Annotated in this window: 2 protein-coding genes and 2 pseudogenes; all 4 read right to left on the bottom strand. The window is 77.6% G+C overall.

What is annotated here, in order from left to right:
* On the bottom strand, nt 1–987 hold a 987-nt coding region (locus tag A949_RS39710), incomplete at its 3' end, for a beta-ketoacyl synthase N-terminal-like domain-containing protein (protein ID WP_037705814.1).
* Nucleotides 984–1,862, bottom strand: a complete 879-nt coding sequence (locus A949_RS39705; protein ID WP_443332984.1) for an acyl carrier protein — start codon at nt 1,860–1,862, stop codon at nt 984–986. The genes A949_RS39705 and A949_RS39710, both read right to left, overlap by 4 nt.
* A pseudogene (locus A949_RS38705) lies at nt 1,832–8,119 on the bottom strand (SDR family NAD(P)-dependent oxidoreductase); the annotation flags it as partial. The gene A949_RS39705 and the pseudogene A949_RS38705, both read right to left, overlap by 31 nt.
* Before the next feature lie 655 nt (nt 8,120–8,774).
* A pseudogene (locus A949_RS38820) lies at nt 8,775–16,118 on the bottom strand (SDR family NAD(P)-dependent oxidoreductase); the annotation flags it as partial.
* Nucleotides 16,119–16,159: the final 41 nt, after the last annotated feature.

Below are 16,159 nucleotides of genomic sequence, written 5' to 3'. Positions count from 1 at the left end.
GGCGCTGCGCAGCGCCTCGGAGATCACGGCGGCCTGGCTGCCGGGGTCGGGGACGGTGTAACCGCTGGTGCGGCCCCCGGCGTTGAGCGCGCTGCCGCGGATCACGCCGAGCACCCGGTCGCCGTCGGCGACCGCGGCGGCCAGCGGTTTGAGCAGCACGGCGCCGACGCCCTCCCCGTCGACGAAGCCGTCGGCACCGGCGCCGAAGGCGCGGTTGTGCCGTCCGGGGGAGATCATCCGCCGGTCGGAGAGGTGCCACAGGTGGGAGGGGTGCAGGATCAGGTTGACGCCGCCCGCGAGGGCCAGCGCCGACTCGCCGCTGCGCAGGCTCTGCACGGCGAGGTGGAGGGCGGTGAGCGACGAGGAGCAGGCGGTGTCCACGGTCAGGCTGGGGCCGTGCAGGTCGAGGGTGTAGGACACCCGGTTGGCCACCGACCAGTGGTTGGAGCGCGCGTGGGTGAACACGCCCCGGGCCTCCGCCTCGCCCCCGATCCACTCGTAGTCGTTGTTCATGACCCCGGCGAACACACCGACGGGACCGCCGTCCCCCAGGGACCGCGGCGGGTATCCGGCGTCCTCGGCGGCGGCCCAGGCGGTCTCCAGGAACAGCCGCTCCTGGGGGTCCATGTCCTCCGCGTCGCTCGGCGAGATCTGGAACAGCAGCGGGTCGAAGGCGTCCACGTGGTCGAGGAATCCGGCCCACTTGCTGTAGCTGCGGCCGGGTCCGCCCGCCGGGTCGTAGTGGTCGGCCGCCGACCACCGGTCGGCGGGGACCTCGCGTACGCAGTCGCGTCCGGCGCGCAGGTTGTGCCAGAACTGGCCGGGGTCGTCGGCCAGCGGGTAGCGGCCCGCGACGCCGATGATCGCGACCTCGGTCGCGGGCGCGGCGGCGAGGCCGAGGTCGGCGAGGATCCGCGCGAGCAGTTCGCGGCGGTCGGCCGGGGCCTGTCCGGTGACGGGGCGGCCGGGCTCGGACGGCGCTGTCATGCGGTATCGCCCTTCTCGTCGGTCGTGGTGGCGAGAGCGCCCAGGAGCGTGAGCATCCGGTCGACCTCGGCGTCGGACAGTCGGTCGACGGCGGCCCGCAGCGGGCCCTCCACCGGCGCGGGGGCGGCTGCCGGTGCGGCGGGCCGGGGTGCGGGCGGCGGGCCCGTTCGCGCTGCGGACGGCGTCGGCGGTGCGGGTGGGGGCGCGGCCGCCGGTGCGGGAGCGGCGGGGTGCGCGGCCCGGGGCGGTGCGACGGCGGCTTCGGCCGGTGCGGGCCGTGCGGGCACCGGCGCGGCCGGCTCCGGCGCCGCGGCCGCCGGGCCGCCCGCGCGGGAGTGCAGATGGTCGGCGAGCCGCCGGATCGTCGTCCGCTCGAACAGCAGCGTCGCGGGCAGCGAACCGTGGTCGGCTTCCAGTGCCTTGGTGAGTTCCAGGGCCACCAGGGAGTCGACCCCCAGGTCGGCGAAGGCCGCGTCGGGTGCGAGCCGGTCGGGGGCAGTTCCAGCACCCGGGCGAAGACCTCGGTCACCTGCCGCTCGGTCGCCTCCCGCGACGTGCGGGCCGGTGCGCCGGACGGTTCGGCGTGGCGCGGTCCGGTGTGTTCCACGGCTCCGTTCCGCTGCTGCGGCCCGGGCTGCTCCGGTGCTCCGGGGTGCCCCGGTGCTCCGGTGTGCTGCGCGGATCCATCCGGCGGGGCCGGGCGCGTCCGCAGCCCGTCGGCGCGGCCGACGATCAGGCGCTGGCCGGCGGGTTCGTCGGGCAGCGCCAGTTCGGCGGCGGGCGCGAACCCGGCCGCGGCCAGCGCGTCCAGCCAGCGGGGCGCGCTGAGCACGGGTGCGGCGGGCAGCCGCAGCGCGGTGTCCTCGGGCAGCCACCAGCCGCTGGTCAGGCCGAAGACGAGGGTCAGATAGGCGGCGGGCCGGACGCCCTCGTCGACCACGAGCAGACCACCGGGCACCAGCAGGTCCTTGACGTGGTCGAGAGTCGTCCCGATCCGCCGCGTCGCGTGCAGCACATTGGCGGCCAGTACGACGTCGTAGCCCGCCTCGTCGCCGAACCCCTGCTCGCCGGGCGGGCGTTCGATGTCGAGGACGCGGAAGGAGGTGCCCTCCCGGTCGCCGAACGCGCGGCGGCCGTGCCGGACGAAGGCGGACGACAGGTCGGTGAAGGTGTAGTGCACCCGGTCGCCGAACGGTGCCAGCGCGTCCAGCGCGGCGCGTGTGGTGGCGCCGGTGCCCGCGCCGACCTCCAGGACGCGGACCGGATCGCCCGCCCGGTCCCGGGGTGCGGTCCGGACCGCTTCGGCCAGCAGCAGGCCCAGCAGCTCGTTGTACTGCTCCATGACGGGGTCCGCCTGGTAGAAGCGGGAGACCAGGTCGGAGGACCCCTCGGGGAAGAGCACGTCGACCCCGTCGCGGCGGCCGGTGAGCACGTCGGGCAGCGCCCGTACACAGCGCACCAGCAGTTCGGCGGCGGGCCGCGCGCCGGGATGGCCGGCCACGAGCGCGGCGGCGGCCCGGTCGGGGTCGGCGCAGGCCGCGGCGACGTCCTCGGTCTGCGCCCGCGCGGTGCCCTCGAACAGGCCGCCGGTCAGCCGGGCGAGGCCCGCAGCGGACAGCATCTCCAGCGCCGCGTCGAACAGCGCACGGTGCTCCGGCACCACCCCGAGCCGGCCGGCGAGCGCCTGCCGGTCCTCCGGGTGCCCGGCGTCGAGGCGGGCGCCGAGGTCGCGCAGCGCACCGGTCAGCAGCCGGACCGCCAGCGCGTCGAGCGCCCGGTCGGCGCGCAGCTGCGCCGCGGCCCGCCCGGCCCGCACCGGGTCGGAGGCCACCGGGGGCACGGGCAGCGGGGCCGCCTCGGCGTGCCCGATCTGCTCCACGCCCGGGCCGGGTTCGACCCCGATCCCCGCCAGCACGCGCTGCTCGGCCTTGCTGGCCACCACCTGCGGCAGCGGACCGCCCGCGACCAGCTCCAGCGCCCGCATGCCCTCCGCGGCGCCGATCGGGGTGACGCCGGAGGCCGACAGCCGCTCCAGGGCGCGCTGCCGGTCCCGGTCGCCGCCGTCGTGCCAGAAGCCCCAGTTGACCACCCGCACCGGGAAGGGCGCGGTGCGGCCGAAGGCCAGCGCGTACGCGTCCTGGTAGCCGCTGCCCGCCGCGTACCCGGCCTGGCCCTGGTTGCCGCCGAAGGAGATGCCCGAGGAGTGGAAGAGCGCCAGGTCCAGCGGTTCGCCGGCGATCGCGTCGCACAGCACCCGGGTGCCCTCGGTCTTGACGCGCAGCGCGGCACCGAAGCGCTCCGCGTCCAGCTCCCCGAAGGGGGTGGTGACCAGCACCATGGCGGCGTCCAGCACCCCGTGCAGGGCGCCGAACCGGCGCTTGGCCTCGGCCACGGCGGCGGCCGTCTGCGCGGGGTCGGTGATGTCGGCGGTCAGGTACACCGCTTCGCCGCCGGCCTGTGCGATCCGCTCCAGCTGCGCCCGCCTGCGGTCGTCGAGCGGACCGCGGCCGACCAGCACGAGGCGGGCGGCGTAGCGGCCGGCCAGGTGCAGGGCGGTGTCGAAGCCGACCGTGCCGAGTCCGCCCACCAGCAGATACACCCCGCGGTCGCGGAACGCGGGCCGCTCGGGTGCGGTGAGCCGGGCCCTGCGCAGCCTGCGGGTCCAGCGGACCCCGTCCCGCAGCAGCACCTGGCGCACCCGAGGCGCGCACGGTTCGGCGACGATCGCCGCCGCCACCCGGTCCGGTGCGGCCGCCGCCTCGGTGCCGCGCACGTCCAGCAGCGCGGTACGCAGCTCGCCGAACTCGCTGTCCACGGTCATCGCCAGCCCGGCCAGGCCCGCGGCGCCGGGCCGGGCGGCGTCCCGCTCGCCCAGCGGGCAGGTGTCCCCGGTGATCACCTTCAGTCGCAGCGGCCCCGGCAGCAGGCCGCGGCGGTGCAGTTGGGCGAGCAGCCCGTAGAGCGCCAGCACCGACTCGTCCCGCCGGTCGTCGGGGCCGGTCACCGAGCCGAGGAAGTAGACCAGGCCCCGGTGCGCGCCCGGCAGTCCGCAGAAGTCCGCGGCCGGTTCGCCCGGTGCGCGGCGCAGCACCTCGGCGTCCGGGTGCGCGGCGGCGATCCGGTCGGCGAGCACGGTGTCGGCCGCCCCGGCGACGATCAGCACCGGCCGCTCGTGCGCCGGGTCCTCGTGCGGGAGGTCCTCGTGCGCCGGGTCCTCGTCCGCCGGGTGCTGCGCCGCCGGGGGTGCCGGCGTCCAGGTGGGCACATGCAGGAAGTCGGGTCCGGCCGCGGCGCGGGCGCGCAGCACCAGCCCGGAGACGGTCAGGCAGACGGTGCCCTCGTCGTCGAACACGGTGACCTCGCACCTCCCGTCGCGCACGGCCGCGTGCACATGGCAGGAGTGCGGCAGCGGCCGGTGGACGGTCACCCGGTCGGCGGCGAACGGCATCGGCGGCGCGTCCTGGGTGGCCACCACCGCGGCCAGTACGTGCAGCGCCGCGTCCAGGAGCCCGGGGTGCACGGCGTACCCGGGCGGCGTCGGCGCCGCGGCGCGCAGATGGGCCAGGACTTCGCCGTCGCCGGTGCGGACGGACTCGGCGAGCCGGAAGAACGGCCCGTAGCGCAGCCCGTCCCGGCGCAGTCGCGCGTACATCCCCGCCGGGTCCACCTCGGTGCCGCACCGGGCCGAGAGCGCCGCGCGGTCGACCCGGGCCGGCTCGGGGGACGGCTCGGTGTGCAGCACGCCGCGGGAGCGGACGCCGTCCCCTTCGCGCAGTTCGTAGGCGATCCCGTCGTCCGCGGGCACGGCCGACAGCTCCAGCCGCGCGGCCCGGTCGCCGACCACCACGGGCGCCTGCCAGCGCACCGCGCTCACCGCGAACGCGGTCCGGCCCGGCGCGAGGGCCTGTGCGGCCAGGGCGAGATGTGCGGCGCCGGGCAGCACCCGCTCCCCCGCCACCTCGTGCTCGGCGACGACCGGTTCGGCGGGCGGTACCACCAGCGGCGGCACCTCGGCGGTGCGGGGCACGAGGGCACCGGGCGCGACGGCACCGGGCGCGGTGGTGGTCAGCCAGTGGCGCTCGGGCTCGAAGGGGTAGGTCGGCAGCGACACGATGCGCGGCGGCACCGGACCGGTGGGCAGCGCCGACCAGTCCAGGTCGGCGCCGGAGGCCCACAGCCGCGCCAGCCGGTCGGGGTGCCCCTCGCGCAACAGCCCCCGGACGAATTCCGCTCCGGCCGCGGTGCCGGCCAGCACGTCGCCGAGCGCGTGCGGCGCGTCCGCGTCGCCGGTGAAGACGCCCTCGGGCCGCTCCCCCGCGGCGAAGGCGCGCAGCAGCGCCGCGGCCCGTGCGGTGTCCCGGGCGGTCAGCGCCAGCCGGTGGCGCATCGCGGTCCGGCCGGCGGTCAGGGTGTGGGCCACGTCCGCGAGCGGGGGCGGGTTGTCGGCGGACAGCGCGGCCGCCAGCCGTCCGGCGTACACGCGCAGCCGCTCCTCGGTGAGTGCGGAGAGCACCAGCACCTCGGGCTGGTCGCGGGGCGCGGGCGGCACCCGGTCGTCGCGGTACTCCTCGACGACCAGGTGCGCGTTGGTGCCGCCCGCGCCGAAGGAGCTGATCCCCGCGCGCCGCGGCCGGCCCGGTGCGGTCCGCGGCCAGGCCGCCGGCTCCTGCGGCACGGCGAACACGGAGCGGGTGAAGTCGATGTTCGGGTTGGTGGCGGCCGAGTGCAGCGAGGGCACCAGCGCCCGGTGCCGCAGTTGCAGCACCACCTTGGTGAGCGCCGCGATGCCCGCCGCGCCCTCCAGGTGGCCGACGTTGGACTTGACCGAACCCAGCGCGCGGCTGCCGGGAGCCAGCCCGCGCCCGGCGAGGGCGCGCTCCAGCGCCGCGTGCTCGATCGGGTCGCCGAGCGCGGTGCCGGTGCCGTGCGCCTCGATGTAGCCGGCGTCGGCCGGGTCGAGTCCCGCCGCGTGCCAGGCCCGCTCGATCAGCGCCTGCTGGGCGGCCGGGTTGGGCACGGTGTAGCCGTTGGTGCGGCCGCCGTGGTTGACCGCGTCGCCCCGGATGACCGCGTGGATGCGGTCGCCGTCGGCACGCGCCGCCGCGAGCGGCTTGAGCAGCACGGCGCCCACGCCCTCGCCGGGCACGTATCCGGTGCCGCCCGCACCGAAGGAACGGCACCGCCCGTCGGCGGCGAGCATGTTCATCCGGCTGAGGTTCACGTATTTCAGCGGGTGTGCCAGGACGTTGACCCCGCCCGCCAGCGCGTAGGCGCACTCGCCGCGGCGCAGGCTCTCCGCCGCCAGCTGGACGGCGACCAGCGAGGAGGAGCAGGCCGTGTCGACGGTGAGGCTGGGGCCGCGGAAGTCGCCGAAGTAGGAGACCTGGTTGGCGACGGAGGCACGGTTGGCGGGCACGGAGACGGGGTTGCCGCGGAAGGACTCCTCTGCGGCCAGGGTGGCGTAGTCGCCCCACATCACCCCGGCGAACACGCCCACGTCCAGGCCGGAGTCGGCGTGGTGGGCCTTGGGCAGCCGGGTCGGCGGGTATCCGGCGTCCTCCAGCGCCGCCCAGGCGGTCTCCAGGAACAGCCGCTCCTGCGGGTCCATCGCGCGGGCCTGCGGCGGGGACATCCGGAAGAACCGCGAGTCGAAGGTGTCGACGGCGGACAGGAAGCCGCCCCAGCGGCCGGTGACCGAGTCCGGCGCGCGGCCTTCGGGGTCGTGGTGGGCCCAGGCGTCCCAGCGGTCGCCGGGGATCTCGGTGATCTCGTCGGTTCCGGCCCGCAGCCGGGACCAGAAAGCGTCCAGGTCGTCGGCGCCGGGGTAGCGCCCGCTGATGCCGATGATCGCGATGTCGTCCGCTTCGGCGGTACGTGCGGACGGGGGCGCGGGCACGGCGGCTGCTGCCGGGGCCGGGGTACCGGGTGCGGCCGGGGTACCGGGTGCGGCCGGGGTACCGGGTGCGGCCGGGGCCGCTGCCACCGGACCGGCCGACGCGTCCGGTGCCGGATCCGGTTCTGCTGCCGGTGCCGGGCCCGGCGCCGGCAGCAGCCGCCGCAGCTCCTCGGGATGGTGTGCGGTGAGGTGGTCGGCGAGTGCGCCGAGGGTGCGGTGCTCGAAGAACAGGGTCTGCGGCAGGTCCGGCAGCGAGTCGGCCAGGGCCGCGTTCAGCTCCATGATCATCACGGAGTCGATGCCGAACCGGTCCAGGGTCTCGGTCTCGGTGATCCGCTCCGCCGGCACCTTCAGGACGGCCGACAGCCGGGTGCGCAGCATCCCGACCGCGACGGCGCGCAGTTCGGCGCCGGCGGTCGCGCGCCCGGAGTCAGGCACGGGCCCGGTGCCCGCGGGCGCCTCGGGCGGCGGAGCGGTGATTGCGGGGGCGCTCAGGCTACGGGCGATCCGGTCCTGGTCGCCCACGGCGGGCACCAGCCACGGCTCGTCGGCGGCCAGCGCCTGTTCCAGCGCCGCCCAGCCGGTGTCCGGGCCGAACGGGGCGAAGCCCAGCGCCCGGTAGGCCGCCCACTGCGCCTCGTCCAGCCGCTCGTCGAGTCCGCCGGCCGTCCACAGCGGCCAGGCCAGCGTGAGCGCTCCGGCCCGGCGCAGGGCGCAGGCGTCGGCGAACCGGTTGGCGGTGCCGTATCCGGTGCCGCCGAAGTCGCCCAGCAGCGAGGCCAGCGAGGAGAAGACGACGAACAGCGCGGTCGGCAGGTCCGCGGTCGCGGCGGCGAGATGCGCGGTCCCCTGGGCCTTGGCCGCCATCCCGGCGGCGAAGCGGCCCGGGTCCACCTCGGTGGGCGGGGTGTCGTCGGAGACCCCGGCGAGGTGGAAGACCCCGTCCAGGGAGCCGAACCGCGCCGTGGCCCCGGCCACCGCGCGCCGAGCTCCCGCCGGGTCGCCGACGTCGGCGGAGACCAGCTCCGCCGCACCGCCCAGCTCGGCCACCCGGCGGGCCAGTTCCGGGTGCCGTTCGGCACCGCGCGAGACCAGCACCAGCCGGGCGGCGTACCGCCGGGCGAGTTCGCCGGCCAGCCAGCGGCCGAGCGCCCCGGTGGCACCGGTGATCAGGTAGGTGCCGCCGGGCCGCAGCGGCGCGGGCCGGACGGCGGGCAGTCCGGCCAACCGCTCCACGGACCGCGCGAACCGGCCGTCCGTACGGCGGAGCAGCTCGGCGCCGTGCGGAGCGCCGAACTCCTCGGCGGCGGCCCGAGCGGCGTCCACTCCGGCGCCGATGCGCAGGGTGGCCAGCCGGAAGGTGGGGAAGTGCCGGCCGCTGGACCGGGCGAACCCGGCGACGGCCTCCTGCTCGGGCCGGCCGTCGTCCGGTGCCACGGCCAGGCACCGCACCCGCCGGCCGGCACCGGCCCGGGCCAGCCCGAGTGCGGCGAGCGCCCCGTGCTCGGCGCCGGAGCCGTCCTCCAGCCCCCACTGCCAGCAGTACGTCCAGCGCGCCCTCGGTGCGCCGCACGGCCGCCGCCAGGTCCGCCGGCTCGGCGACCCGCACCACCCGCGGCCACGGCCCGTCGACGGTGCGGTCGGGGTCGGCGGTGCACAGCAGCAGGGTCGGTGCGGGATCCACGGGTGCCGCCGGTTCCGCCGGCCGCCACACCGGCCGGTACCAGGCGGTCGCCGGCCGCGGACGGTCGGCGGCCTCCGGCGGGCCGCTCACCGCAGGAGCCGGTCGGGTCCGGCCGGGCTCCCGGAGGCCGCGTTCCCGGACGGCGGACCGGTTGGGGTCCGCCCCGGTGCGGTCCGGTCCTGTCACCGGTACCGGAGGCGCCGGCCGGTTCAGCGTGCGCAGGGCGAAGTCCGCCACGTGCAGCACCTCGTGGCCGTCCGCGTCGGTGACCGTCACGTCGTAGCGCAGCTGCGCCGGGTCCGTACCCGGCCGCACGACCGCGTGCGCCCAGCAGACCTCCGGCAGCGGGCCGCGGAAGCGCACGGCGCCGGTGCTGAACGGGACGGCGGGCTCGCCCTCGCGCGTGCCGCCGACCCAGTGGCACACCCGCAGCGCCCCGTCGAGCCGGGCCGGGTCCAGCAGCCCCGCTCCGCAGGGCGCGCCGTCCGCCGGTGCCACGAGCCGCAGCAGTGCCTCGTGCGGCCCGCTGCGCACCTCCTCGACCACGTCGAACGCGGGCCCGTAGCGGAACCCGGCGGCCCGGTACCAGGCGTGCACCTCGGCGCCGGTACGGCGCTCGGCGCAGCGGCTGCGGACCGCCGCGAGGTCGAGCGGCGCGGGGGCGGGCCCGGGCGGGCCGAAGTCGACGGTGCCGCGTACGTGCACGCGGCCGTCCTCGCCGACGACTTCGAAAGCCGTCCGCTCCCCGGCTCCGGAGCCGGTGGCGGTTCCGGAGCCGGTGGCGGTTCCGGAGCCGGATCCGGCTGCGAGGACCACCCGGATCCGGTGCTCGCCCTCCTCCGCGGTGATCGGGCTGCCCCAGGTGATCGAGGACAACCCGCGCACCGGTCCGCGGCGTTGCGCCCCGGCCGCGGCGCGCACCAGTTCCAGACAGGCGCTGCCGGGCAGCAGCCGTACTCCGCGGATGAGGTGGTCGCGCAGCAGCGGGTCGTCGGCACGCACGACGTGCTCGGTGCCGTGCGCCGCGGCCGGGGCGTCGGCGTGCGGCGGCAGGTCGACCCAGTAGCGCTCCGCCGCGAACGGGTACAGCGGCAGCGGCACCCGGCGTCCGCGGGGGTGCCGTACGGGCAGTTCGGCCCCGTCGATCCAGGCGCGGGCCTGCGCGGACAGCTCGGCGGCGGAGTCTGGGCCGGTTTCCGGGGCCGGTCCGGGTGGGGCGGCCGGGGCGGCACCGGTGCGCGGGGTCCCGGTGCGCGGGGCGCGGCCGCTCAGCACGCCGTCCGCACCGTCGCGGCCCGCGGCGAACGCCTCCAGCGCGCCGACCAGTTCGGCGCCGCTGCCGGTCACGACGGCGAGCCGGTGCTCCATCGGCTCCCGGCCGACCCGCAGGGTGTGGGCGACGTCCGCCAGTTCGGTGCGGGAGGTGCGCAGGAACGCGGCCAGCCGCGCGGCGTAGGCGCGCAGCCGGTCCTCCTCACGGGCCGAGAGCACGAACAGCAGGGGCTCCCTGCGCTGCCGCCCGGCCGGCTCCGCGGCGGCGGGTACCGGCTCCGCTTCCTCGACGACGAGGTGGCAGTTGACGCCGCCCGCGCCGAAGCTGCTGAGCCCGGCGCGGCGCGGCCCGTCCTGTGCAGCCGGCCACTCGGCCGCCGCGCACTGGACCGCGAACGGGGTGCGCGAGAGGTCGATGTCCGGGTTGGGGGGATCGGCGTGCAGCGAGGGCACCAGCCTGCGGTGCCGCAACTGCAGCAGCACCTTGGTCAGACCCGCGATCCCGGCGGCGGACTCCAGGTGCCCGATACCCGACTTGACCGACCCGAGGGCGATGTGCTCCGCGCCCGCGTACCCCTTGGCCAGGCCGGAGATCTCGATCGGGTCGCCGAGCCCGGTACCGGTGCCGTGGGCCTCCACGTAGGAGACGGCGGCGGGGTCGACGCTCGCGGACTCCAGCGCCGCGGCCACGACCCGGTGCTGGGCCTCCGGGCTGGGCACGGTGTAGCCGTTGGTGCGGCCGCCGTGTGCCGCCGCGTGCCCGGTGATCACCCCGTGTATGTGGTCCCCGTCGGCGAGCGCCCGGTCCAGCGGTTTGAGCAGCACGGCTCCGACGCCCTCGCCGGGCACATAGCCGTCGCCGCCCGCCCCGAAGGCGCGGCATCTGCCGTCGGTGGACAGGAACCTGCCCTGGCTGAGGAAGACGTACTTGTACGGGTGCGGCGAGAGGTTGACCCCGCCGGCCAGTGCGAGCTCCGACTCCCCCGAGCGCAGCGACGCGCAGGCCAGGTGGAGCGCGGTCAGCGACGAGGAGCACATCGTGTCGACCCCGACGCTGGGGCCGCGCAGGTCGAGCGTGTACGACACCCGGTTGGCGACGCCCGCGTGCGAGGAGCCCGGCACGGGCTTGCCCGCGCGCATCGCATCGACACCGTAGAGCTGGTAGTGGCCGTGCATCACTCCGGCGAAGACCCCGACCGGGCGGCGGGCCAGGTCGGCCGCCCGGTACCCGGCCTCCTCCACCGCGTGCCAGGCGGTCTGCAGGAACAGCCGCTCCTGCGGGTCCATCAGCGCGGCCTCGCGCGGGGAGATGTCGAAGAACAGCGGGTCGAACAGGTCGGCGCCGTCGAGGAAGGCGCCCCACCGCGAGTAGCTGGCCCCGGGGGTGCCCCGCTCGGGGTGGAAGTCGCGGTCCGGGTCCCAGCGCCGGGCGGGGATCTCGGTGACGGCGTCGCGGCCCGCCACCAGGTTGTCCCAGAAGGCGTCCAGGTCCTCGGCGCCCGGATAGCGTCCGCTGAGCCCGATGACCGCGACGGGGAAGGCCCCGGCCTGCGCGGAGCGCGGTGCGGTCGTCGCCGGGTGCCGGTGCCCGCTGTCCGGCGCGGACGGCACGGACGGCACGGACGGCACGGACGGCTCCGACGGCTCGGCCGCGGCAGGCGGTTCGGGAACGGTGGCGGACGGCGCGGACGGCTCACCCGTCTCCGGCCGGAGGCGGGCGAGCGCCTCCGGGTACTCGACGGCCAGATGGTCGGCGAGTTCGGCGAGGGTGGGGTGCGCGTAGAAGAGGGTCTTGTCGAACCCGGTGGCCAGCCTGATCTCCAGTTCGGCGGAGAGCTGGGTGACCATCAGCGAGTCCAGCCCGTAGCGTTCGAGCGGCACGGTGTCCTCGACCTGGTCGGGCGCCAGCCTGGTCTGCTCGGCGACCAGGGCGCGCAGCAGCAGCCGCGCCGACTCCGCCGGGTCCTGGTCCGTTGCGTGCCGCTCTGCACCGTCGGGCGCCCCGGCGGACGTGCCGGCCGGGTCCGCGGAGTGCGCGCTCGCCGCGGGGCCGCCCGGTGCGTGCTGGCCGCTGGCGGGCGACGGCTCGACCCGGACGGCGTCCAGCGCGGTGCGGGTGGCCGCCGGATCGCCCGGTACGACCAGCAGCGCACCCGGAGTGCCGTCGAGCGCGGCGGCGAACGCCGCCGCGGCCTCCCGGCCGGACAGGTCCCCGAGTCCGTAGCGCGCCCGCAGCCGCGCGGCGGACCGCTCCTCCTGCCGCATCCCGGCGTCCCGCCAGCGCGGCCAGGCCAGCGCCACCGTGCGGCCGGGTGCACCGGTCGCGGCCCGCCGCTCGGCCAGCGCGTCCAGCACCGCGTTGGCGTAGGCGTAGCCGGCCTGGCCGGGGTTGCCGACGACCCCGGCGACCGAGGTGAACAGCGCGAAGAACTCCAGCGGTTCGTCCAGTGTCGCCGCGTGCAGGGCCTCGGCGCCGCGCACCTTGGGCGCCATTACGGCGTCGAGGTGCGCGTCGGTGGTGTCGGCCAGCAGCGCGTCGTGCAGCACCCCGGCGGCGTGCACCACGCCGGTGATCCCGCCGTGCTCCGCCCGCAGCTGCGCGACCAGTTCCGCCACCCGGGCCCGGTCGGTGACGTCGACGGCCCGGTAGGTCACCGACAGGGCGCGGTCCGCCAGCGCGTCGAGCGCCGCGGCGGCCGCCGCGCGCGGCTCGGCCGAGCGGCCCGTCAGCACCAGGTGGACGCGGGCCCGTTCGGCGAGGCTCGCGGCGATGCGCAGTCCGACACCGCCGGCGCCACCGGTGATCAGGTACACCCCGCCGTCCCGCGGCGCCCACGGGATGCCGTCCGCCGCGGCCTGCCGGTGGCGGCGCACCTGCCGCACTCCGTCCCGGTGGCGCACCACCGGGTCGCCCGCGGCGAACTCGGCGGGCAGCACCGGGTCCGGCCCCTCGACCAGGCTGATCCGCAGCCGGGGGTCCTCGGCGGCCGCGGTGCGGGCGAGTCCGTCCAGGCCGAGCGCGGACGGGGCGCCGTCGTGCGCCACCACGATCCGGATCGGTCCGGGCGGCGCGGTGGCGAGCAGGGCGCGGCACAGGTGCAGCAGCGAGCGGACGCCGCGGTCCAGGTCGCCGTCCCGGGCGGTGTCCGGGTCCGCGCCCCGCGCCCAGGTGTGCAGGATCCGGTCGGGGGTGAGGCCGTCCTCGGCGAGGGCGGCCAGCAGCCGGGTGCAGTGCTCCGCGCGGCCGGGTGCGATCTCGTAGCGCAGCCGGTCCACCCGCCGGAAGGCGGCGCCTTCGGTGACCGTGACCACCTGCGTGCCCAGCGTGCGCGGCGCCGCGGTGTCCCCGGCGGCCGCGGGTCCGCCGAACAGCAGGCAGGTGCCGGTCAGTTGTCCGGGCTGCGGCACCGCCGGGCCGGCCTCCCAGTGCCGGGCGACCAGGGCGGCGCCGCGGCTCGGAGCGGTCCGGAGCGCGACGCCTCCCAGCCGGGCGACGGCCGACCCGTGCCGGTCGAGCACCTGGATGTCGGCCCGGACCAGTCCCTCGTCCGCCGTGGTGCGCAGGGCCACGGTGCGGGCGGCGGCGACGGGGGCGTCGATCACGAGGGTGTCCACGGCGACGGGCAGCAGCAGGGTGCCCGGCTCGGCGGTGTGCAGCACGGACACGGCCGCGGCCTGCATCGCCAGGTCCAGCACGGCCGCCTCGCGGTCGAACCGGGAGGCGCCCGCCGGGGGCGCGAGGCCGGCGACCGCGGTGCCGTCCCCGACGGCGACCGTGCGCAGGCCGCGCAGTCCGGGACCGTACTCCAGCCCGCCCGCGCCCAGCAGCGCGTAGCAGCGGTCGTGGTCGAGGACGGTCCCGCCGTCGGCGCGTGCGGGTTCCCCCGGTGCGGGGGCGGGCCCGGTGAGTGCGCTGCCCGCGCCGCAGGTGACGCCGTCGGCGCCGAGCGCGAACCGGCCGCCGTCGGCCGCCCGCGCGCTCACCGTCAGCGTCCGCGGCCCCGGCACCTCGCACGGGTGGTCGAACCTGACCCGGCGCAGCCCGGTGACACCGGGGTCGAGCGCGCGGAGGGCGGCGAGACCCAGCAGGCTGCCCGCGGCGGCCGACAGGGTCGGCACCCCCCGGACCACATGGTCGGCGAGAAACGGCTCGGTACCGGTGACGGCGATCTCGCGGGTCTGTGCGGCGACCGTGCCCGGCTCCGCGGCGTCCCCGCGCCGTGCGGGTCCGGCGGCGCCGTCGTCGAGCCGGTAGGGCGCGGTCTCGAACGGGTACGTGGGCAGGACGACGCCGCGTCCCGGCCGCGCGGCGAAGACGGCCGTCCAGTCCGGGGCGGCGCCGGCCTCCCAGGCGCGGCACAGCGACTCCAGCGGCGGTTCACCGGCCAGCGCGACCGCTTCCGGCGGCAGTTCGGCCAGCGGACGGACGGGGAAGGAAGCACCGGTGAGCCCTTCGGCGGCGGCGGGCTCGTCCCACACCCGGCGCGCCGTCGCCAGGTCGCATCCTCCGGCGGCGGCGTATGCGAGGCCGGCCGAGGCGGGGCACGCGTAGCCGGCCTCGGGCAGCAGGCCCCAGCTCAGCCGCAGCCGGGCCAGGGTGTGCAGCAGGGTGAAGGCGGCGGGCGCGTCGGCGCCGCACTCGGCGGCGAACGCCCCGGCGGCGGGCTCGGACGCCAGCAGTTCCGCCAGCCGCGCCGCCGGCTCCGGGACGCGGGCGTCGAAGGCGAACACCACCGGTGCCGCGGTGCCCGGCTCCTGCGGTGCAGACAGTTGCCGCAGCAGGTCCTCGCGGTCCGCGGCCAGGACGGCGCGCCGGTAGCGGTGCGCGGCCCGGCCGCAGGCCAGGGTGCGGGCCGTGTCGGCCAGACCGGTCTCCGGGTGGCTGCGCAGATGTGCGGCGAGGTCCGCGGCAGTGCGCCGCAGCGCGGCGGGGGTCGCGGCGGACAGCACGACCGGCGCCGGTCCGGCCGCCCGGGCCGGCGCGTCGGGGTGCCGGTCGTCGTGCTCGTCCTGCCGCTCGTCGGCCTGCTCCAGGAGCAGATGGGCGTTGGTGCCGCTGATGCCGAAGGCCGAGACCGCGGCCCGGCGGGGTCCGCCGGTCTCCGGCCACGGCCGCGCCTCGGTCAGCAGCCGCACCGGGCCGTCCGCCCACTCCACCTCCGGCGTGGGCCGGTCGACGTGCAGGGTGCGCGGCAGCACTCCGTGCCGCAGCGCCATCACCGTCTTGATCACGCCGCCGACGCCCGCCGCCGCCTGGGCGTGGCCGATGTTGGACTTCAGGGAGCCCAGCCACAGCGGCCGGTCGGCGGGGCGGTCCGCGTATCCCGCGCGCAGCGCCTCCACTTCGATCGGGTCGCCGAGGGTGGTGCCGGTGCCGTGCCCTTCGACCAACTGGACGTCGCCGGGGCCCAGCCGCGCGTCGGCGAGCGCGTCGGCGATCAGGCGCTGCTGCGCGGGTCCGCTCGGTGCGGTGAGCCCGTTGCTGGCACCGTCGGAGTTGACGGCGCCGCCGCGTACCACGGCCAGCACCGGGTGGCCGTTCCGCCGGGCGTCGGAGAGCCGCTCCAGCAGCAGCAGACCGGCGCCCTCGGCCCAGCCGGTGCCGTCGGCCGCCGCCGCGTAGGACTTGCACCGCCCGTCCCGGGAGAGGCCGCGCTGCTGGGCGAACTCGACGAACACGCCCGGCGAGGTCAGCACCGTGGCGCCGCCGGCCAGGGCCAGGTCGCACTCGCCCAGCCGCAGCGCGCGTACCGCCTGATGCACGGCGACCAGCGACGAGGAACAGGCCGTGTCCACGGTGACGGCCTGGCCGTGCAGCCCGTAGCGGAACGCCAGCCGTCCGGAGGCGATGCTCAGCGAGGTGCCGGTGAGCAGGTATCCGGCGGCGTCGCCGTCCGCGTCGCTCAGCCGCGGCCCGTACTCGCCGCCCATGGCGCCGACGAAGACGGCCGTGGCGCTGGAGCGCAGCGAGTCCGGGTCGACGGCCGCGCGTTCCAGGACCTCCCAGGAGACTTCCAGCAGCAGCCGCTGCTGCGGGTCCATGGCCGCCGCCTCGCGCGGGCTGATGCCGAAGAACACCGGGTCGAACCGGTAGGGGTCGTCGAGGAAGCCGCCCGCCGACGCGTAGGTCCGGCCGGGCACTCCGGGCTCCGGGTCGACCAGCGCGTCCAGGTCCCAGCCGCGGTCGCCGGGCAGCGGGCCGACGGCGTCGCCCTCCTCCGCCACCAGCCGCCACAGGTCCTCGGGCCCGCGCACCCCGCCGGGGTAGCGGCAGCCCATGGAGACGATCGCGACGGGCTCGTGCGCCGCCTCGGTGACCG

The organism is Streptomyces sp. AA1529 (assembly GCF_000280905.1).
Taxonomy (GTDB): Bacteria; Actinomycetota; Actinomycetes; order Streptomycetales; family Streptomycetaceae; genus Streptomyces.
Note: the sequence above shows the minus strand (reverse complement) of the source record. Positions and strands in the feature narration are given on the sequence as shown.